Below are 19,958 nucleotides of genomic sequence, written 5' to 3'. Positions count from 1 at the left end.
AGTCGCGGGCGATACTTCCGCGGGGCGTGTTTATCGTCAGGAAGACGACTATGATCGCGGCATGCCTCCCTACGACCCTTCGGCCTTTCCTCCCTTCGCCGTGACCGTCGATCTGGTCGTGCTCACCGTGCGGCGCCACGCACTGTGCACCCTGGTCGTGCGGCGAGGAGAGGCGCCGTACCAGGGGCGTTGGGCACTGCCCGGCGGCTTCGTCCAGGCGGAGGAGGACCTGGGAGCGGCGGCGGCGCGCGAGCTGGTCGAGGAGACCGGCCTCTGCGCCCACGATCCGGCCGCCCCGCCGCCCGTGCCGAGCAACGGCGCGCACCTGGAGCAGCTGGCGACGTACGGGGCGCCCGACCGCGACCCGCGCATGCGGGTGGTGAGCGTCGCGCACCTCGCGCTGGCGCCGGACCTTCCCGCGCCGCGCGCCGGTGGCGACGCGAACAGCGCCCGCTGGGCCCCGGTCGAGGAGCTCCTCGGAGAGGACGAGGCCGCCGTGGCGGAGGGCGGAGGGCCGGGCGGGCTCGCCTTCGACCATGCCCGGATCCTCGCGGACGGGGTGGAACGCGCCCGCTCCAAGATCGAGTACTCCTCGCTGGCCACGGCCTTCTGCCCGCCGGAGTTCACGGTCGGCGAGCTGCGACGCGTCTACGAGGCGGTCTGGGGCGTCTCCCTGGACCCGCGCAACTTCCACCGCAAGGTGACCGGCACGCCCGGCTTCCTGGTCCCGGCCGGGGGTACCACGACCCGTCAGGGAGGGCGCCCCGCGCAGCTCTTCCGGGCAGGTGGGGCCACTCTTCTCAACCCGCCGATGCTGCGCCCCGAGGTCTGAGGGCCGTCCGCATCCGGCGCCCCTGGGCGCCAACCCTGCACTGAAAGTCCGAAATGTAGCGTTATCTTGCTGCGGTAGCGCCGCCCTGCCGCGGAGCGGTGTCACCTACCGCGAGAGAAGCGATGCTCCAGGCAATCGGACTGACCAGCACTCCCCGCCGCGATCGCCCGCCCGCCGTGGACGATCTGACCTTCGAGGCACGGCCGGGTGCCGTGACCGCTCTCCTCGGTCCCCGGGGATCCGGCAAGACCACCGCACTCCGGCTCATGCTCGAACTCGAGCCGGGCCGTGGGATCACCTACTTCCGCGGCCGGCCGCTGCACCGCGTCGCCCACCCCCCTCGCGAGGTCGGCGTGCTTCTCGGCGACGTCCCCGGACACCCCTCCCGCACCCTCCGGGGTCAGCTCCGGATGCTCTGCGCCGCCACGGGTGTTCCCGCCGCACGGGCCGAGGAGCTGGTGCGGACCGTGGGTCTCACCGGCCTGGAACGCCGGCGGATCGGGACCCTGCCGATCGGCGCGGACCGTCGACTCGGGCTCGCCTCGGCCCTGTTGGGCGCCCCCCACACCCTGCTCCTCGACGAGCCGGCCGCGGGTCTCTCCGTACCCGAGAGCGGGTGGCTGTACGAGCTGCTGCGGGCGCACGCCGCCGAGGGGGGAACCGTGCTGTACACCACGGACGACCCCAAGGACGCGGCCCGCAACGCCGACCGCGTCGTCACCCTCGAAGGCGGCCGGCTCGTCGCGGACCAGGACGCCGTCGAGTTCGCCCGTACCCGTCTGCGGCCACGGGTCGTCGTCCGCACGCCGCACGCCGCGCGCCTGGCCGCGGCCGTGACCCAGGAGGCCAGAGCCGCCCGCCGGGCCGTCGAGGTGGTCGCCGAGGACGGCAACCGCCTGTCCGTCTACGGCAGCGACTGCGCGGCCGTCGGCGACACCGCCTTCCGGCACGGCGTACCGGTCCACCGGCTCGCCGAGGAGAGGGGAGGCGAAGGCGGAGCGGGTGCCGGGCGTGGCCGTGGTGGTGCCGGGCAGGCGCGGCGCACCCAGGAAGGCGAGGAGCCGGCGAAGCCCGCGAGCCCCGCCGTCGAGCCCGCGTCCGGGGGCGCGGAGCGGGAGGCCACGGGCAGGCGGCGAGGCGCCGCACGGAGGCCCGCACGCTCGCCGCTCCGGCCGCTGCGGTACGAGCTCCACCGGCTCGTGGGCGTGCCGTCGACCCCGCTCGTCGTGGCGGGAGTCCTGCTCGTCTCGGTGACGCTCGCCCTGCTCCTCGGCCGTGGCGGCCGGGCCGAGCTGCCCGCCGTCCTCGCCGGCTGGCCCGCGATCTCCCCGCTGCCGCCCGCGGCCCTCGGTGCCGGGCTGATCGGAGCGTTCTCCTTCGGAGAGGAGTACCGCTATCCCGCGCTCACCTCGGGGCGCGGAGCCGTGCCCCGCAGGCCGGGTCTGCTGCTTGCGAAGCTCACCGTCGCCGCGGCCGTCGCCCTCGCGCTCGGGGTGCTCGTCGTGGCGGTGGACCTGGAGGCGCTGCGGTTCGTCTACGGCGGCCAGTTGGTTCCCGTACCGAAGAACTGGCCCACGCTCTCGGCGAGTTGGCTCGGCCTGACGGTCGGCTGCGCTTGGGCCGGGGTGCTCGGCGCGGGAGTGTTCCGGGCCGCCGCGGCCGGAGTGGCGGCGGTGCTCGCGGTACCGGTCGCCCTCGTTCCGCTGCTGCAGAAGGTGCTGACCGGGCCGTCGGTGCGCTCGGCGGCCGGACTTCCCGCGCGGCTGCGCGAGTTCGCAGGTCCGCAGTGGTCCCCGGCCCTGGACCGATGGCTGGCGGGGGTGCTGAGGGTGGTCGGACAGCCCGCGGGGGTGGCGCTCTCGCTGGCGTTGACGGGGCTGCTCTGCGCCTATGTGTTCACCGGCCTTCGCCGTAAGGCCCGTTGGTGATCATTGATGGACCGAAAGATTCCGATTCCTCGTCAACTCCCTTGAAATCTGCCGGGTATGTCCGATAAATCGTCAATTGTGTAGGGGGTGCCGATCACCCTTTCGTGTGCTTTTCACCAAAGACCTCAAGGGTCACGGAGGCAACGCCGACAAAGGATGCGTGAGTACCCTTGCGCACACCATGATGACCGCCGCCCGCCCCGTCGACTCCGGCCTCGGCGCCCCGGGCGATCTCGACCGCTACCCCTACGCGGAGGCGCCCGCCGCCGGCCGCGTGGGCCCGCCCTCCTGGGAGGGGGTGGACACCGAACTGGGCCGCGTCGGCCGCCGGACCGCCGGAAACCGGGGGCGCGGGCTGCACGGTCAGCTCGTCCAGCAGCTCGGCCAGATGATCGTCTCCGGCGACCTCGGGGCCGACCGCCCGCTCGTCCCGGAGGAGATCGGCCAGCGGTTCGAGGTCTCACGCACCGTCGTGCGCGAGTCGCTGCGCGTGCTGGAGGCGAAGGGGCTCGTCAGCGCCCGCCCGAACGTCGGTACGCGGGTAAGGCCCGTCAGCGACTGGAACCTCCTCGACCCCGACATCATCGAATGGCGCGCCTTCGGCCCGCAGCGCGACGACCAGCGCCGCGAGCTGAACGAGCTGCGGTGGACGATCGAGCCCCTGGCCGCGCGCCTCGCCGCCGGGCACGGCCGGGAGGACGTGCAGCAGCGCCTCGCCGACATGGTCGAGATCATGGGGCACGCCTTCGCCCAGGGCGACGCCATCACCTTCTCCCGGGCCGACGCGGAGTTCCACACGCTCCTGATCCAGCTGGCCGGGAACCGCATGCTGGAGCACCTCTCCGGCATCGTCGCCGCCGCGCTCCAGGTCTCCGGCGGTCCCGTCACCGGCTGCGACCGGCCGAGCGAGGCCTCCCTCTCGCACCACGCCCGGATCGTGGACGCGCTCGCCGCCGGGGACGCCCACGGCGCCGAGAGCGCCATGCGGCAGCTGCTCACGGTCCACCCCGAGGTGGAGCGCGTCGTCCCCGCCCCGCGCGAACACTGACCCGCGGGCCGTGGCCGAGAGCGCGGAGGCGCACGCACCGCGTGCCGCCGGGTCCGAGCACCACCCGGGGGCCCGGCAGGGTCCCCCCGGGCGGCGCCCGGGTTCCGGCGGCGCGAATGTGCCATGATCGACCGCTCTGGCCGGTTCGTCGCAAATGGGGTGTGACTCGGGCCACGAAGATTGGGCGTAACACTCCTCCGAGCCGTGCGATGACCTAAGAGGTGACAGCCGAGGAAGGAATACAGCAGCCCGTGGAGGCGCTGTGCAGTTCCCCGGCCCAGCCCGCGCCGTCGGCACATTCCCCGTCGACGGTCGTCGGCTCCAGCCCGATCCAGGGCGGGGCCGGAAGCCGTTTCCATCGTTCCGAGAGGTTGTTCGTGTCGGCCAGCACATCCCGTACGCTCCCGCCGGAGATCGCCGAGTCCGAGTCTGTGATGGCGCTCATCGAGCGGGGAAAGGCTGATGGGCAGATCGCCGGCGATGACGTGCGTCGGGCCTTCGAAGCTGACCAGATTCCGCCAACCCAGTGGAAGAATGTTCTGCGCAGCCTCAATCAGATCCTCGAGGAAGAGGGTGTGACGCTGATGGTCAGTGCAGCGGAGTCGCCGAAGCGCGCCCGCAAGAGCGTCGCAGCGAAGAGCCCGGCCAAGCGCACCGCCACCAAGACCGTCACCGCCAGGACGACCGTGACGAAGACCACCGTCTCGGCCTCCACGGCCCCCGCGGCCGAGGGCACCGACCCGGCCGACGAGGCCGGATCGCCCGCCAAGAAGGCGGCCGCGAAGAAGACCGTCGCCAAGAAGGCGGTGGCCAAGAAGACCGTCGCCAAGAAGACGGCGGCCAAGAAGACCGCGTCCAAGAAGGACGCCGACGAGCTCATCGAGGGCGAGGAGCTCCTCGAGGACGTCGCGCCCGGCAAGGGCGAGGACGAGGAGACCGAGGGCGAGAGCAAGGGCTTCGTCCTGTCCGACGAGGACGAGGACGACGCTCCGGCGCAGCAGGTCGCCGTCGCCGGTGCCACCGCCGACCCGGTCAAGGACTACCTCAAGCAGATCGGTAAGGTCCCGCTGCTCAACGCCGAGCAGGAGGTCGAGCTCGCCAAGCGCATCGAGGCCGGTCTGTTCGCCGAGGACAAGCTCGCGAACTCGGACAAGCTCGCCCCGAAGCTCAAGCGCGAGCTGGAGATCATCGCCGAGGACGGCCGCCGGGCCAAGAACCACCTCCTGGAGGCCAACCTCCGTCTGGTGGTCTCGCTGGCCAAGCGCTACACCGGTCGCGGCATGCTCTTCCTGGACCTGATCCAGGAGGGCAACCTCGGTCTGATCCGCGCCGTCGAGAAGTTCGACTACACCAAGGGCTACAAGTTCTCCACGTACGCCACCTGGTGGATCCGTCAGGCGATCACCCGCGCCATGGCCGACCAGGCCCGCACCATCCGTATCCCGGTGCACATGGTCGAGGTCATCAACAAGCTCGCGCGTGTGCAGCGCCAGATGCTCCAGGACCTGGGCCGTGAGCCCACCCCGGAGGAGCTGGCCAAGGAGCTCGACATGACCCCCGAGAAGGTCATCGAGGTCCAGAAGTACGGTCGTGAGCCGATCTCCCTGCACACCCCGCTGGGCGAGGACGGCGACAGCGAGTTCGGTGACCTCATCGAGGACTCCGAGGCGGTCGTGCCGGCCGACGCGGTCAGCTTCACGCTCCTCCAGGAGCAGCTGCACTCCGTTCTCGACACGCTCTCCGAGCGTGAGGCGGGCGTCGTCTCCATGCGCTTCGGCCTCACCGACGGCCAGCCGAAGACGCTGGACGAGATCGGCAAGGTCTACGGCGTGACGCGAGAGCGGATCCGTCAGATCGAGTCGAAGACGATGTCGAAGCTCCGTCACCCGTCGCGCTCGCAGGTCCTGCGCGACTACCTCGACTGATCCGTACGAGGGACGCAGCGGTACACGGAAGGGCCCGGTTCCCCGAGAGGGGGAGCCGGGCCCTCCGGCTTTGCGCGGGTGCACGGTGGGGGCGGGTGCTGGACGCTGGGTGAACCGACATCACCCGAGAGTCAGGAGGCTCCATGCGTGGTTCCCTCATCCGAGCATTGACGGGTGCTCTGGGCCTGATGACCGCGGCGGTGGGGCAGCTCGCCACCGCCGGTCCCGTGGCCGCCGACAGCGTCGTGGTGGGTGGCCGGCCGGCCGAGATCACGGACGCGCCGTGGGTCGTGGCGCTGTCCAGCCGTGACCGGTTCGGGGGTACGCGCGCGGGCCAGTTCTGCGGGGGCGTGGTCGTCGCCCCGACCAAGGTGCTCACGGCGGCCCACTGCCTGGGCCGTGAGGTGCTCGGCGGCGAGCCGTGGGAGGTGCGCGACTTCGTGGTCATCGCGGGCCGTGCGGCGCTGCGCGGACAGGAGGGGCAGGAGGTCCGGATCTCGGACACCTGGGTCAACCCCGACTACGACCCGACGACCAACTCGGGCGATCTGGCCGTACTGACGCTCGTCAGCGCGCTGCCGCAGTCGTACGTGATCGGTGTCGCCCGATCCGGAGACACGGCGTACGCGCCCGGGACGGAGGCGGACGTCTACGGCTGGGGGGACACGACCGGCAACGGGGCCTACGCCTCGACGCTGCGGACGGCGCGCGTCCAGGTGCTGCCGGACGCGGCGTGCGAACGGGCGTACCCGGGCGGTTTCGGTGTCCGCTACCAGCGCGGGACGATGCTGTGCGCGGGCGACCCGCAGGGCGGGAAGGATGCCTGCCAGGGCGACAGTGGCGGCCCGCTGGTGGCCAAGGGGCTCCTCGTCGGCCTGGTGTCCTGGGGAAGCGGCTGCGGGCAGGCCGAGAACCCGGGCGTCTACACGCGCGTGTCCGAGGTGCTTCCCGCACGCTTCTGAACCGACGGGTACGAGAACGGGCGGTCACCCCCTGGAATCAGGTGTGACCGCCCGCCGTCCGATCAGCGCGACCGGCCCTGGGCTCGTCGTGGATGGCGCGTCAGGCGTGGTCCTCGCCCTGCGTGCGGGCCGGCACATCCGTGAGCCGGTCCGTCTCATCCTGTATCTCAACGGCGATCTTCTTGAGTTCCGGCTCGAACTTACGTCCGTGGTGGGCGCAGAAGAGCAAGTCACCTCCGCTGGTCAGGACGACACGCAGGTATGCCTGGGCGCCGCAGCGGTCGCAGCGGTCAGCGGCCGTCAGGGGGCTCGCGGGGGTCAGAACAGTAGTCACGTCGCCTCTTCTCTAGCTCGACGAGCTGTCGTACCAGGGTCAACATCCAACCAGGCCGAAAACGTTCCCGCTCGTGGCTTTTCCTTGAAACTTCTTCCCAAGGTGGCTGTCTGCTGCCGGTTGGCGGCGAATGAGCCGTATTGCGTCGCTCTACGGATTTCGCGTTGCTTGTGTCGGTTAGCCCTCCCGGCTTGGTTGCCGGTTGTTCATGAGGACGTGCCCGGAGCCTAAATGGTTCATGCCTGGAAGGGAACGTGATGTTCGCGTCACCCCATCGAGGGATCGAACATCCATGCGACGCTGGACTAGCATGAGGATTCGGGGAGGGTGGCGTGACAACGGCTCTACCAGGCATCGGTACCCTCTGAGCGGTGACCGAGGCCGTGCCTTACCCCACAGGGCCAGATTTCAAATTCAGCGAGGAGCGAACCGCGTGACCGCCGAGACGTCCGTGCCGTCCAGTGCGCTGCTGACCGCAGACCGTGACGGTTCCAACTACACCGCGCGGCACCTGCTCGTACTGGAAGGGCTCGAAGCGGTCCGCAAGCGCCCCGGTATGTACATCGGGTCCACCGACAGCCGCGGCCTGATGCACTGCATCTGGGAGATCATCGACAACTCGGTCGACGAGGCCCTCGGCGGCTACTGCGACCACATCGAGGTCATCCTCCACGACGACGGCTCCGTCGAGGTCCAGGACAACGGCCGGGGAATCCCGGTCGACGTCGAGCCGAAGAGCGGCCTCTCCGGCGTCGAGGTCGTCATGACCAAGCTGCACGCCGGCGGAAAGTTCGGCGGCGGGTCGTACGCGGCCTCGGGTGGTCTGCACGGCGTCGGCGCCTCCGTGGTCAACGCCCTGTCGGCCCGCCTCGACGTCGAGGTCGACCGGAACGGCGCGACCCACTCGATCTCCTTCCGCCGCGGCGTCCCGGGCATCTTCACCGAGCAGGGCCCCGACAGCCCCTTCGACCCGGCCAACGGCCTGATCAAGGGCAAGCGCGTCCCCAAGACCCGCACCGGCACGCGCACCCGCTACTGGGCCGACCGGCAGATCTTCCTCAAGGACGCCAAGCTCTCCCTGGAGACGCTCCACCAGCGCGCCCGGCAGACCGCCTTCCTCGTCCCGGGTCTCACCATCGTCGTCCGCGACGAGCGGGACCTGGCCGACATCGGCAAGAGCGAGGAGACCTTCCGCTTCGACGGCGGCATCAGCGAGTTCTGCGAGTACCTCGCGCAGGACAAGGCCGTCTGCGACATCCAGCGCCTCACCGGACAGGGCACCTTCAAGGAGACCGTCCCGGTCCTCGACGAGCGCGGCCACATGACCCCGACCGAGGTCACCCGTGAGCTCGCCGTCGACGTGGCCCTGCGCTGGGGCACCGGCTACGACACGGCGGTCAAGTCCTTCGTCAACATCATCGCCACCCCCAAGGGCGGCACCCACGTCTCCGGCTTCGAGCAGGCCGTCACCAAGACGGTGAACGAGGTGCTGCGCTCGGCCAAGATGCTGCGCGTCGCCGAGGACGACATCGTCAAGGACGACGCCCTGGAGGGCCTGACGGCCGTCGTGACGGTCCGCCTCGCCGAGCCGCAGTTCGAGGGGCAGACCAAGGAGATCCTCGGCACCTCCGCCGCCCGCCGGATCGTGGCGAACGTGGTGGCCAAGGAGCTCAAGGCCTTCCTCACCTCCACCAAGCGGGATGCCAAGGCGCAGGCCCGCGCCGTCCTGGAGAAGGCCGTCGCCGCCTCCCGCACCCGGATCGCGGCCCGTCAGCACAAGGAGGCGCAGCGCAGGAAGACGGCGCTCGAGTCCTCCTCGCTGCCGGCGAAGCTCGCGGACTGCCGCAGCGACGACGTGGAGCGCAGCGAGCTCTTCATCGTCGAGGGAGACTCGGCCCTCGGTACGGCCAAGCTCGCCCGGAACAGCGAGTTCCAGGCCCTGCTGCCGATCCGAGGCAAGATCCTCAACGTCCAGAAGTCGTCCGTCTCGGACATGCTCAAGAACGCCGAGTGCGGCGCGATCATCCAGGTCATAGGAGCGGGCTCGGGTCGCACCTTCGACATCGACGCCGCCCGCTACGGGAAGATCGTCCTCCTGGTCGACGCCGACGTCGACGGCGCCCACATCCGCTGCCTGCTGCTGACGCTCTTCCAGCGGTACATGCGGCCCATGGTCGAGGCCGGCCGGGTCTTCGCCGCGGTGCCGCCGCTGCACCGGATCGAGCTCGTCCAGCCCAAGAAGGGCCAGGACAAGTACGTCTACACGTACTCGGACAACGAGCTGCGGCAGACCCTCCTGGAGTTCCAGCGCAAGGGGGTCCGCTACAAGGACTCCATCCAGCGCTACAAGGGTCTCGGCGAGATGGACGCGGACCAGCTCGCGGAGACCACGATGGACCCGCGCCACCGCACGCTGCGCCGCATCAACATCGGCGACCTGGACGCGGCCGAGCAGGTCTTCGACCTCCTCATGGGCAACGACGTTGCGCCCCGCAAGGAGTTCATCACCGGCTCGGCGGCGACCCTGGACCGCTCGCGCATCGACGCCTGAGCAACTCCACCCGTGGGTGGAGCCCAGCGCTCCACCCACGGGCCGATCACACGGTCGCCGACTCTCCGTAGCATCGAGGTGTCGGAGGGGGACGGACATGGGCGAGAAGCGCGAACCGGGCTTCGCGGGGACGAGCACGAGCACGAGGACAGGACCGGAGGCAGGGCGGGGGCCCGGGGCGGCGGTACGGGCGGGCAGCGCGGTGGCGCACGGGCCCTCGTGGCGTTCCTGGCCCTCGCGGGAGGCGCTCACCCGTGTCGGTGTGCCCCGGGGGCGGATCGTTCTCGACCGCACCCTGCTCGCGGGCCTCGGCGTCCTGGTGGTGACCGGCTGCTACACCGCGGGAGCGTTCGACGGCTGGTACGCGCCCTTGCCTCCGCTGGGCTTCGGCGTCTGTGTGGCGGTGTCGCTCCGGTATCACCACACGACCCTCGAGAAACGCCTGGCGGCCTCGCTGGGACTGCTCGCGGTGATCACGCTCTGCGGCCTGGGCGCCTATGCGGCAGGTGCCCCGACGCCGGCGACGGTGCTCTGGATCGTCGTCTCGGTCATGGCGATGGAACGGCTGCCGCTCCCTGTGGGGCTGGCCACCGTGGCGGTGCTCGTGGCCGGCTTCGTGGAGGCCGACGAGACCGGGATTCTCGGGGCCGGTGTCACCACGGCGGCCGTGCTGCTCGCCGGCTACTCCCTGCGCCTGGACGCCGAGGCGCGCGGTGCCGGGTTCCAGCTGCTCGCACAGGAGCGGCTCGCCCGGGAGGCGGAGGCCGCCTCGGCGGCGCTCGCCGAGCGGGCCAGGATCGCCCGGGAGATACATGACGTCCTCGCCCACAGCCTCTCCGCCCAGATGGTGCATCTGGAGGTCGCACGGCTTCAGATCGAGGCAGGGGCGGACCGCGCGGACATCCTCAAGCTCGTGACCTCGGCCCGTTCCATGGCCAGGGAGGGGCTCGCCGAGACCCGGCACGCGCTCTCGGCACTACGCGGGGACATGGCGCCGGTCGAGGACTATCTGCGGGAGCTCGCGCGGGAGGACCGTGCCGAGGTCGATGTCACCGGCGAGCGCCGGGACCTGCCCGCCGAGGCCTCGCAGGCGGTGAGGCGGGTCGCGCAGGAGGCGCTCACCAATGTCCGCAAGCACGCCCCGGGCGCCCGGACCAGGATCCGGCTCGCCTATGGGAAGGACGAGATCTCCCTGGAGATATGCGACTCCGGTACGCCCAGGACGGGCGAAGGCGGCCGGGTGGGGGAGGAGCTCGGGTCCTCCGGCTCCGGGTACGGACTGCTCGGCATGAGAGAGCGGGCCGAACTGCTCGGCGGCAGCCTGGACGCGGGTCCCGAGGGCGCCGGGTTCACGGTGCGGCTGCGGGTGCCGGCATGAGCGCCACGGGCGGCGACCGCGTCGCACGTGTCGTCGTCGCCGACGACCAGGCCGTCGTGCGGGAGGGGATCGTGATGCTGCTCGGTCTGCTTCCGGGGATCGAGGTCGTCGGGTCGGCCCGGGACGGGGAGGAGGCGGTCGCGCTCACCGCCGAGCTCGATCCCGACGTCGTCCTGATGGATCTGCGGATGCCCCGCTGCGACGGCGTCGAGGCCACCCGGCGGATCCGTGACCGGCACCCCGGGACGGAGGTCGTCGTGCTGACCACCTATGCCGACGACGACTCGCTGTTCCCGGCGCTGCGGGCCGGGGCGCGCGGTTACCTCACCAAGGACGCCGGCGGGGAGGAGATCGAGCGGGCCGTGCGGGACGTGATCGACGGGCGGGCCGGACTCTCCCCCTCCGTGCAGCGGCGGCTCCTTGAGCGGCTGATCGACCGTGAGGAGCGGGACCAGCAGGGGCAGCGGGCCGCTCAGGACGCCCAGGATGGCGGGGACGCCCAGGACGCCCAGGACGGCCGGGACGTGCGGTCCGAGCGGCACGGGGCAGGACGCGAGGCCGGGCCCGGGGCGGTGGCGGGTGGTGACCCCGGGGTGCGGTCGGGGGGTCCGGACGGTTCGGCCGGACCGTGTGCGGACGGGCTGACGGAGCGGGAGACGGAGGTGCTCGTGCTGGTCGCGGACGGGCTGTCCAACCCGGAGATCGCCGGGCGGTTGCGGATCTCCACGGCCACCGTGAAGACCCACATCAACAACCTCTTCGCCAAGACGGGGGTGCGCGACCGGGCGCAGGCCGTGCGGTACGCATATCAGTACGGTCTGGTCAGGGCACCTGGGAGAAGAGTCACCTGATGGGGTGAAGTGGGGGAGGAGAAGAGTCCGGGATCTTCCCGCTCTGTCCATCCTTGGGCACGCGGCCGAAACGGTTCGCTGACAAGGAGAGTTGGCCGGTGGAGCAGGTGGACAAACAGGAGGGGCGCGACGCCGCGGCGATGGCGGTCGACGACCCCTGGTACGACGCGACGGCCTCCGGCTGGGGCGAGGAGAGGGCGGCCGGAGCGCCCGCCGACGGCCACCCCGGAGCGGTGCCGCGACAGCGGGTCCACAGTGCGGCGGAGATCTATCTGGAGGTCCAGCGGAGCCCCGCCTTCCAGGAAGTGCGCGGTCGCTACCGCCGGTTCGTCTTCCCGGCCACCCTGGCGTTCCTCCTCTGGTACCTCGCCTATGTGGTGGCGGCGACCGCCGCGCCCGGGCTCATGGCCCGGCCGGTGGCCGGGGTGGTCAACGTGGCGATGGTCGCGGGACTGGGGCAGTTCCTCAGCACCTTCCTGCTCACGTGGGCGTACGCGCGCCACGCGCGGCTGCGCAGGGACCGGGCCGCTCTGGAACTGCGCTGGGACACGCAGGAGATGACCCGAGGGGTGGTGCAGCCGTGACCGGAGACCACCAGACCCTGGCGCTCGTGCTGTTCAGCGTGTTCGTCGCCGTGACCCTGGGGATCACGACCTGGGTGAGCCGGCACCGGCACGGTTCGGCGGAGGAGTTCTATGCCGGCGGACGGCTGTTCTCGCCCCTGGAGAACGGGTTCGCCATCGCCGGGGACTACATGTCGGCGGCCTCGTTCCTCGGTATCTCCGGGCTGATCGCGCTCTACGGCTACGACGGCATGCTGTACTCCGTCGGGTTCCTCGTCGCCTGGCTGGTCGTGCTCCTGCTGGTCGCCGAACTGGTGCGCAACTGCGGGCGGTTCACGCTGGCCGATGTCGTCGCCGCGCGGATGGCGGAGCGGCCGGTGCGGATCGCCGCCGGAACGTCCTCCGTGGCCGTCTCCGTGCTGTACCTCGTGGCCCAGATGGTGGGTGCCGGGAGCCTGGTGGCGCTGCTGCTCGGCGGTTCCAGCGAGGCGGCGCGCTCGTGGACGGTCGTCGGTGTGGGCGCGCTGATGGTGATCTATGTGTCGCTCGGCGGCATGCGGGCCACCACCTGGATCCAGATCGTCAAGGCGGTCCTGCTCATGGCGGGCACGATCGCGCTCACCGTGCTCGTGCTGCTCCGGTTCCACGGCGATGTGAACAGCCTGCTCTCCTCCGCGGCCGAACGCAGCGGGCACGGCCTGGGCTTCCTCTCCCCCGGGCTGCGCTACGGCGGGGACTGGACGGCCCGCCTCGACTTCATCAGCCTCGGCCTCGCCCTCGTCCTGGGCACCGCGGGACTGCCGCACATCCTGTCGCGCTTCTACACCGTGCCGACCGCCCGCGCCGCCCGGCGCTCCGTCGTCTGGTCCATCGGGCTCATCGGCAGCTTCTATCTGATGACGATCGTGCTCGGTTTCGGCGCGGCCGCGCTGATCGGCCCCGACGAGGTCCGCGCGTCCAACGCCTCCGGGAACACCGCCGTGCCGCTGCTCGCCCTCGACCTCGGCGGCGGCGCGGGCTCCACGGGCGGCACGGTGCTGTTCGCGGTCGTCGCCGCCGTCGCCTTCGCGACCATCCTCGCCGTCGTCGCGGGGATCACGCTGGCCTCCTCGGCCTCCGTCGCCCACGACCTGTACGCCTCGCTGCGCCCCCGGCACGCGAAGCAGTACAGCGAGGTGGCCGTGGCCCGGGTCGCCGCCGCCGGGATCGGCGCGGCCGCCATCGGCCTCGGACTGCTCGCCCGCGACCTCAACGTGGCCTTCCTCGTCGGTCTGGCCTTCGCCGTCGCGGCCTCCGCGAACCTGCCGGTGCTGCTCTACTCGCTGTTCTGGCGGAAGTTCACCACCCGGGGCGCGGTCTGGTCGGTGTACGGCGGTCTGATCCCCGCCGTGCTGCTCGTCCTGCTCTCCCCGGTCGTCTCCGGCAGCCCGGAATCGCTGTTCCCGGGTGTCGACTTCCATCTGTTCCCGCTGCAGAACCCCGGGGTGGTCTCCATTCCGCTCGGCTTCCTGGCCGGTTGGATCGGTACGGCCACCTCGCCCGAGCCGCCGGACGAGGCCCGGCACGCGGAGACCGAGGTACGGTCCCTCACGGGCGCGGGTGCCGTCTGACCGTGGCCCCGCGGGCACTGACGGGCGTGGGTGTCGTCCGACCGTCCGCCTTGCCGTGAGGGGCGTCAGCCGGTGGACGGTGAGCTCGTCCAGGCGTACCGGTGCTCGGGACGGCCCGTCTCGCCGTACCGGAGGGAGAGGCGCACCCGGCCGGTGCGTTCCAGGAGCTTGAGGTAGCGCTGGGCGGTCTGGCGGCTGACGCCGGCCCGCTCGGCGATCTCCTGCGCGGACAGCGGGCCGTCGGCCGCGAGCAGTACCTGCCGGACCAGCTCGGCCGTGGTGGGGGAGTGGCCCTTGGGCAGGTCGGGGGCGACGGTGCCCGCCGCCAGGACACCGAAGATCCGGTCCACCTCGGCCTGCTCCGCCTCGCCGCCGCCGTCCAGGGTGCGGCGGAGCGTCGCGTACGCCTCCAGCTTGGCGCGGAGCCCGGCGAAGTTGAACGGCTTGACGAGGTACTGGAGGGCGCCGTGCCGCATCGCCGACTGCACGGTGGCCACGTCACGGGCGGCCGTCACCATGATCACGTCGCACTGGTGGCCGCGCGTGCGGAGTTCGCGTACCGCCGCGAGCCCGTTCTCGTCGGGCAGGTAGTGATCCAGAAGGATCAGGTCCACCGGCTGTCCGTCCAGGGCGGCGAGGGCCTCGGCGGTCGAGTGGGCGGTGGCGACGACCCGGAAGCCGGGCACCTTGGCGACATAGGCGGCGTTGATCCGTGCCACACGCTCGTCGTCCTCCACCACGAGTACGTCGATCATCGCGACGCCTCCTCCGAGAACTCCGAGGCCTGTGCCGGCTCGGCGGTATCCGGTTCGGTCAGGGCGTCGGGGAGGACGACCGTGAACACGGCGCCGCTCTCCGGCCCGCCGGCCACCTCGGCGGTGCCGCCCCGGCGCTCGGCGAGCCGGCGCACCAGGGCGAGGCCGAGCCCGCGCTTGCCGTGGGACGGCAGCGCCTTCGTCGTCCAGCCCTCGGTGAAGATCAGTTCGCGGCGCTCCTCCGGGACGCCCGGGCCGCTGTCCGAGACCCGCAGCACCACCGTACGGCCCTCGGCGCGGAAGGAGACCTCGATGCGGGCGCCGGGGGTGCCGGCGGCGGCGTCCAGGGCGTTGTCGACGAGGTTGCCGACGACGGTGACCAGTTCGCGCGGATCGACCAGCCGGTCCGGCAGCAGGGAGTCGGGCGCGAGGCGCAGCGAGACCCCGCGCTCGGCGGCGACGGTCGCCTTCCCGACCAGGAGCGCGGCGAGGAGCGGGTCGTGGACCTTCTCCGTGACCTGCTCGGCGGTGGCCCGGTGCACCCCGACGACCTCCGTGACGAACTCGACCGCCTCCTCGTGCATCTCCAGCTCCAGGAGCCCGAGGAGGGTGTGCAGCCGGTTGGCGTGCTCGTGGTCCTGGGCGCGGAGCGCGTCGATCAGTCCGCGGGTCGAGTCGAGCTCACGGCCGAGGCGCTCCAGCTCGGTGCGGTCGCGGAGGGTCGCCACTGCGCCGCCGTCGTGCGTCGGCATCCGGTTGGCGATCAGGACCCGGTGCCCCCGGACGGTGAGCAGGTCCTCGCCGGTGACCCGGCCCGCGAGCACGTCGGCGGTGCGGCCTCCGCCGAGGACCTCGTCGAGCGGCCTGCCCGCCGCCTCGGGGCCGAGGCCGAGGAGCCGCTGCGCCTCGTCGTTCATGAGCCGCACGGAGCCGTTGCGGTCGAGGGCCACGACGCCCTCCCGGATGCCGTGCAGCATGGCCTCGCGCTCGGCGAGCAGCGCGGAGATGTCGGAGAAGGCCAGGTCGTGGGTCTGGCGCTGGAGCCGCCGGGAGATCAGGTACGCGGCGAGCGCTCCGGCCGCGAGCGCGCCGCCGGCGTAGGCGAGGAGGCCGGGGATCGCGGCGAGGAGCCTGTCGTGGACGCTGTCGTACTCGATGCCGACGGAGACCGCGCCGACGATCCGCCCGTCGGCGTCCCGCAGCGGCGCCTTGCCGCGCGCCGAGCGCCCCAGGGTGCCGCTGTCGATCTCCATGACTTGGTGCCCGGCGAGGACGGTGCTCGGGTCGGTGGAGACGACCCGGCCGATCTGGGCGGGGTCGGTGTGCGACCAGCGCACCCCGCGCGTGTCCATGACCACCACGTACTCGGCGCCCGTGGAGGCCCTGATCCGCTCGGCCTCGGTCTGCACCGGGCCCCGCGCGGACGGCCGGCTGCCGGTGAGGTCCGCGGCGAGCCGGGGTGACGCGGTGGTTCCGGCGATGGCCAGGGCCCGTCGCATGGCCTGGTCGTCGAGCTGCGCGCTCAGCGGGGCGAGGAAGAGGCCGGTGGCGAGGACGGTCACACCGGTCGCGATGGCCAGCTGCATCAGCAGGACCTGCGAGAACACCCGCTGCGGCCACCCGAACCGCCGACGGCGCGCGCGGGGGCGCGGGGGGCTGCTCTGTGCGGGGCTCATGCCCGAAAAGGTAAACGGCCGCGCGCCGCGACCGGAAATGGTGACGGAACGGGCGCCTATTCTGGGGGTTTCCCACGGCCGTGGGACTGGAGGAACCGGAGGCACGTCCCTTGACCACGCAGCAGATCCCCGTCGTCGTCCTGGCCGGGTTTCTCGGGGCCGGGAAGACCACGCTCCTCAACCATCTGCTGCGCAGCGCCCGGGGCACCCGTATCGGAGTCATGGTCAACGACTTCGGGGACATCGGCATCGACGCGATGACCGTCGCCGGCCAGGTCGGCTCCACCGTCTCCCTCGGCAACGGCTGCCTGTGCTGTGCCGTCGACGCCGGCGAGCTCGACGAGTACCTGGAGGTCCTGACCCGGCCCGAGTCCCGGCTCGACGTGATCGTGATCGAGGCGAGCGGGCTCGCCGAGCCGGAGGAACTGGTCCGCATGGTGCTCGCCAGCGAGAACGAGCGGGTCGTGTACGGAGGGCTGGTGCAGGTCGTCGACGCGTCCGAGTTCGCCGCCACCCGGCAGCGGCATCCCGGGACCGACCGGCACCTCGGCCTCGCCGACCTCGTCGTCGTCAACAAGGCCGACCGGGTGCCCGCGGACGAGCTGCGGAGCGTACGGGAGACGGTGGCCGGGCTCGCCGGGCGCGCCGCCGTGATCGAGGCCTCGCACGGGCGCGTCGATCCGGAGCTGCTCTTCGACCGGGTCGTACCGGAGGGGGAGATCGAGGGCCAGATGTCGATCGAGGACATTCTGTACGGCTCCGAGGACGACGGTCACGCCCATCCGCACGCGGCCTACGAGAGCCTGTCGGTGACGGCCTCGACGCCGCTGCACCCGCGCCGCCTGATGGCCTTCCTCGACTCGCGCCCCGAGGGCCTCTACCGGATCAAGGGCTTCGTCGACCTCGGCCCCGCCGACCCGGCCAACCGCTACACCGTGCACGCGGTCGGCCGCTTCCTGCGCTTCTACCCGGAGCCCTGGCCCGCCGGCGAGGAGCGCCTCACCCAGCTCGTCCTCATCGGCTCCGGCGTCGACGCGGCGGCCCTGCGCAAGGAGCTCGCCGGCTGCGAGCTGAACGGCCCGCAGGACGTCCCGGACGAGCACGCCATGTGGGGCATCCTGCGGTATGTGCCCGGCAGCGAGGACGAACCGGAGACGGATTCGGAGACGGATTCGGAGACGCAGACGGATTCAGAGCCCGGGGCGGGCCGGGCCGGCTAGGGCGGCTAGGCCGGCTGGGGCGGCGCCGCCACGAGGGTCGCCGTCATCGTGCGGCGAGGGCCCCGGCGCTTTCCGGACGACCGGCGCCGACCGCCGTGAGGTAGTCGTGGAGGCCGTCGGCGGTGGCGCCGGCCCAGCCCACGTAACCGTCGGGACGTATGAGGAAGAGCCCCGTGCCGTACGGCTCGTACGCGGTGAGACGGGCCGTGCGCAGCTGCTCCGGCGCCGACGCCGGGAGCGGGACGCCGACCGCCAGCAGCGTGAAGTGCGGCCCCCGGAACAGGTCGAACAGCCGGCCCTCGCCGCACGGGCCGTCGGGAGCGCGGTCGCCGGCGCGCAGCGCGTCGTCGGCGAGCCCGTCGCGGGTCTCCACGGCGAGCGTCGAGTCGCGGTAGCCGAGGCCGAGCTGTTGGACCTCCGCGCCGCGCTGGGTGCCCTCGCCCTCGGAACTGGCCCGGTGGATGCGGGTGCTGATGCCGAGGACGTCGGCCGCGATCGGCTGCCGCTCGGCCTCGTAGGACTCGAGCAGCGCGGCCGGGGCGCCGTGCCGCAGCACCTGGCCGAGCTTCCAGCCGAGGTTGTACGCGTCCTGGATGCTGGTGTTGAGGCCCTGGCCGCCCGCGGGGGAGTGCACATGGGCCGCGTCGCCCGCGAGGAAGACCCGGCCGTCGCGGAACCGGTCCGCCATCGCGGCCCGCGCGCGGAAGTCGGAGGCCCACACCACCTCGACGACCTCCGCCCCGGCCAGCGGGGTCCGGGCGGCGACGAGTGCGCGTACCGCTTCGGGCGTGGTGTCCACGACCGCCGCCTCGTCCTCGAACGCCGCGATCAGCTGGAACAGGTCGCCCCCGGGCAGCGGGCACAGCGCCACGCCGCCGCCCGGAGCCTTGGGCCAGATGTGCCAGTTGTCGCGGTCGACGATCGTGTCGGGGGAGAGGCGGACGTCCGCGACGAGCATCGGACGGGGGTCGACGGTCTCGCCCGTCATGCCGATGCCGAGCGCCTTGCGGACGGTGGAGCGCCCGCCGTCGGACGCCACCAGGTAGGACGCCCGCACCGTCTCGCCGGTGGAGAGCTCCGCCTCGACCCCCTCCTCGGACTGGCGCAGGCCCGTGAGGGCGGTGCCGAAGAGGACGTCGCCGCCGAGTTCCACCAGGCGCTCGTACAGCACGTCCTGGGTGCGGGACTGCGGGATCAGCAGCACCTCGGCGTACGGCACCTGCTCGGTCGGCTCGGAGCGCTCCATCATGTCCCAGGCGCCCTGACGCTCGGCGCCCTCCCAGCCGAGCATCTGCGGATACGGCGACCCCGCCGCGCGGATCGCGGGGAGCACGCCGAGGTCGTCGAGCACTTCCTGGCTGCGCGGCTGGATCCCCTTGCCGCGCGAGCCGGGGAAGAGACGGTCGGCCTTCTCGACCAGGAGGGCGCGCACGCCCCGGCGGGCCAGGTCGATGGCGAGCACCAGTCCCGTGGGCCCCGCTCCGACGATGACGACATCCGTGTTCTTGTCCGTGCTCACGTCCCTGCCTCCGCTTCCTTAACGCCGTTAAGTTCCGATGGGTCGAGCATCTCCTTAACGCCGTTAAGTTGTCAAGGGGATAACGTGACGGGGTGGTGACCAAGAAGACGACCCGGCTGCAACCCGACACGGTGGCGGAGACCGCCCTGCGCCTGCTGAACGAGCGCGGACTCGAAGGGCTCACGCTGCGCGCCATCGCCCAGGAGCTGCATGTCCAGGCGCCCGCGCTCTACTGGCACTTCAAGAACAAGCAGGCGCTGCTCGACGAGATGGCGACCGTGATGTACCGGCAGATGGTCGCCGACCCCGCGGCCCGGCCGGCCGGCGACGTGAGCTGGCAGGAGCGGATCCTCGCGGTGAACCGGGGCCTGCGGGCCGGGCTGCTGCGCTACCGCGACGGCGCCAAGGTCTACAGCGGCGCCCGCTTCACCGGCACCGACCACGCCGCCGACATGGAGGAGCAGCTCCGCGCCCTCGTCGACGCGGGTTTCTCGCTGCGCGACGCGGTGCGGGCCAGCACCACCGCGTACATGTACACGCTCGGTTTCGTCACCGAGGAACAGGGCACCGAAGAGGCGCCCGGGCAGACCCGTGAGGGCTTCGACGTCGACCAGCGCGCGGAACGCCTCGCCGACTTCCCGCTCGCGGCCGCCGCCGGGGCGGAGATCTTCGCCGACTACGACAGCCGCTTCGAGGAGGGGCTGCGCCTGATCGTCGCCGGGATCCAGGCGACGTACGCGCCCGGCGCGTGACACGACGACGCCCCCTGTTCCGCGCGACGGCGCGGAACAGGGGGCGTACGGAAC

At 71.9% G+C, this 19,958-nt stretch carries 16 protein-coding genes; 12 read left to right on the top strand and 4 right to left on the bottom strand.

What is annotated here, in order from left to right:
* Positions 1–61 precede the first annotated feature (61 nt).
* The 5 genes from ACF07V_RS25615 (at position 62) to ACF07V_RS25595 (ending at position 6,695) form a co-directional block, all read left to right on the top strand.
* Positions 62–832 (top strand): NUDIX domain-containing protein, encoded by a 771-nt coding sequence (locus tag ACF07V_RS25615; RefSeq protein WP_392157479.1) that lies wholly within the window; start codon positions 62–64, stop codon positions 830–832.
* 122 nt (positions 833–954) lie between these two features.
* On the top strand, positions 955–2,760 hold the full coding sequence (locus ACF07V_RS25610; protein ID WP_392157477.1) for an ATP-binding cassette domain-containing protein: 1,806 nt from the start codon (positions 955–957) through the stop codon (positions 2,758–2,760).
* Between the two features lie 160 nt (positions 2,761–2,920).
* Positions 2,921–3,808, top strand: a complete 888-nt coding sequence (locus ACF07V_RS25605; protein ID WP_392157475.1) for a FadR/GntR family transcriptional regulator — start codon at positions 2,921–2,923, stop codon at positions 3,806–3,808.
* A gap of 377 nt (positions 3,809–4,185) precedes the next feature.
* Positions 4,186–5,733 carry an RNA polymerase sigma factor gene (locus ACF07V_RS25600; protein ID WP_392157474.1) on the top strand — a complete coding sequence of 516 codons (1,548 nt, stop codon included), beginning with the start codon at positions 4,186–4,188 and terminating at the stop codon, positions 5,731–5,733.
* A 143-nt stretch (positions 5,734–5,876) separates the two neighbouring features.
* Positions 5,877–6,695 carry a S1 family serine peptidase gene (locus ACF07V_RS25595; protein ID WP_392157472.1) on the top strand — a complete coding sequence of 273 codons (819 nt, stop codon included), beginning with the start codon at positions 5,877–5,879 and terminating at the stop codon, positions 6,693–6,695.
* A gap of 100 nt (positions 6,696–6,795) precedes the next feature.
* Here the strand turns inward: ACF07V_RS25595 and ACF07V_RS25590 are convergent, their stop codons facing one another.
* A complete protein-coding gene (locus ACF07V_RS25590) occupies positions 6,796–7,029 on the bottom strand; it encodes a hypothetical protein (protein ID WP_017237643.1) in 234 nt (77 codons plus the stop codon).
* Between the two features lie 433 nt (positions 7,030–7,462).
* Between ACF07V_RS25590 and ACF07V_RS25585 the strand changes: the two genes are divergently transcribed.
* From ACF07V_RS25585 to ACF07V_RS25565, 5 genes are all read left to right on the top strand, one after another.
* Positions 7,463–9,580 carry a type IIA DNA topoisomerase subunit B gene (locus ACF07V_RS25585; RefSeq protein WP_392157470.1) on the top strand — a complete coding sequence of 706 codons (2,118 nt, stop codon included), beginning with the start codon at positions 7,463–7,465 and terminating at the stop codon, positions 9,578–9,580.
* Positions 9,581–9,677: 97 nt separating this feature from the next.
* Positions 9,678–10,958 carry a sensor histidine kinase gene (locus tag ACF07V_RS25580; protein WP_392157468.1) on the top strand — a complete coding sequence of 427 codons (1,281 nt, stop codon included), beginning with the start codon at positions 9,678–9,680 and terminating at the stop codon, positions 10,956–10,958.
* A complete protein-coding gene (locus ACF07V_RS25575; protein WP_392157466.1) occupies positions 10,955–11,809 on the top strand; it encodes a response regulator in 855 nt (284 codons plus the stop codon). Before ACF07V_RS25580 ends, ACF07V_RS25575 begins: the two co-directional genes overlap by 4 nt.
* A 140-nt stretch (positions 11,810–11,949) precedes the next feature.
* Complete coding sequence (locus ACF07V_RS25570) at positions 11,950–12,393, top strand: DUF485 domain-containing protein (protein ID WP_392157636.1); 444 nt, start codon at positions 11,950–11,952, stop codon at positions 12,391–12,393.
* Positions 12,390–13,982, top strand: a complete 1,593-nt coding sequence (locus ACF07V_RS25565) for a cation acetate symporter (protein ID WP_392157465.1) — start codon at positions 12,390–12,392, stop codon at positions 13,980–13,982. The genes ACF07V_RS25570 and ACF07V_RS25565 overlap by 4 nt, the downstream gene beginning before the upstream one ends.
* Before the next feature lie 65 nt (positions 13,983–14,047).
* Here ACF07V_RS25565 and ACF07V_RS25560 read toward each other — a convergent pair whose 3' ends face one another.
* Together ACF07V_RS25560 and ACF07V_RS25555 are read right to left on the bottom strand one after the other, a co-directional pair.
* Entirely contained in the window at positions 14,048–14,737 is a 690-nt protein-coding gene (locus ACF07V_RS25560; RefSeq protein WP_392157463.1) for a response regulator, read from the bottom strand.
* Positions 14,734–16,413: an ATP-binding protein gene (locus tag ACF07V_RS25555; protein WP_392157462.1), complete on the bottom strand. Its 1,680-nt coding sequence runs from the start codon at positions 16,411–16,413 to the stop codon at positions 14,734–14,736. The genes ACF07V_RS25560 and ACF07V_RS25555 overlap by 4 nt, the downstream gene beginning before the upstream one ends.
* Positions 16,414–16,523: 110 nt before the next feature.
* Here ACF07V_RS25555 and ACF07V_RS25550 point away from each other — a divergent pair, with 110 nt between their 5' ends.
* Positions 16,524–17,633: a CobW family GTP-binding protein gene (locus ACF07V_RS25550; RefSeq protein ID WP_392157460.1), complete on the top strand. Its 1,110-nt coding sequence runs from the start codon at positions 16,524–16,526 to the stop codon at positions 17,631–17,633.
* Positions 17,634–17,676: 43 nt separating this feature from the next.
* Here the strand turns inward: ACF07V_RS25550 and ACF07V_RS25545 are convergent, their stop codons facing one another.
* Positions 17,677–19,152, bottom strand: coding sequence for an FAD-dependent monooxygenase (locus tag ACF07V_RS25545; protein WP_392157458.1), 1,476 nt, complete (start codon positions 19,150–19,152; stop codon positions 17,677–17,679).
* Between the two features lie 92 nt (positions 19,153–19,244).
* Between ACF07V_RS25545 and ACF07V_RS25540 the strand changes: the two genes are divergently transcribed.
* Positions 19,245–19,904, top strand: a complete 660-nt coding sequence (locus ACF07V_RS25540) for a TetR/AcrR family transcriptional regulator C-terminal domain-containing protein (RefSeq protein ID WP_392157456.1) — start codon at positions 19,245–19,247, stop codon at positions 19,902–19,904.
* Positions 19,905–19,958 lie beyond the last annotated feature (54 nt).

The organism is Streptomyces sp. NPDC015661, assembly GCF_043077765.1.
Taxonomy (GTDB): domain Bacteria; phylum Actinomycetota; class Actinomycetes; order Streptomycetales; family Streptomycetaceae; genus Streptomyces.
This window is presented reverse-complemented; position numbering and strand designations above follow the sequence as displayed.

Bases quoted from the DNA above. Each gene is read 5' to 3' on its own strand.
- ACF07V_RS25615 (WP_392157479.1), top strand. From the start codon at position 62: ATGCCTCCCTACGACCCTTCGGCCTTTCCTCCCTTCGCCGTGACCGTC.
- ACF07V_RS25610 (WP_392157477.1), top strand. From the start codon at position 955: ATGCTCCAGGCAATCGGACTGACCAGCACTCCCCGCCGCGATCGCCCG.
- ACF07V_RS25595 (WP_392157472.1), top strand. From the start codon at position 5,877: ATGCGTGGTTCCCTCATCCGAGCATTGACGGGTGCTCTGGGCCTGATG.
- ACF07V_RS25580 (WP_392157468.1), top strand. From the start codon at position 9,678: ATGGGCGAGAAGCGCGAACCGGGCTTCGCGGGGACGAGCACGAGCACG.
- ACF07V_RS25575 (WP_392157466.1), top strand. From the start codon at position 10,955: ATGAGCGCCACGGGCGGCGACCGCGTCGCACGTGTCGTCGTCGCCGAC.
- ACF07V_RS25570 (WP_392157636.1), top strand. From the start codon at position 11,950: ATGGCGGTCGACGACCCCTGGTACGACGCGACGGCCTCCGGCTGGGGC.
- ACF07V_RS25560 (WP_392157463.1), bottom strand. From the start codon at position 14,737: ATGATCGACGTACTCGTGGTGGAGGACGACGAGCGTGTGGCACGGATC.
- ACF07V_RS25555 (WP_392157462.1), bottom strand. From the start codon at position 16,413: ATGAGCCCCGCACAGAGCAGCCCCCCGCGCCCCCGCGCGCGCCGTCGG.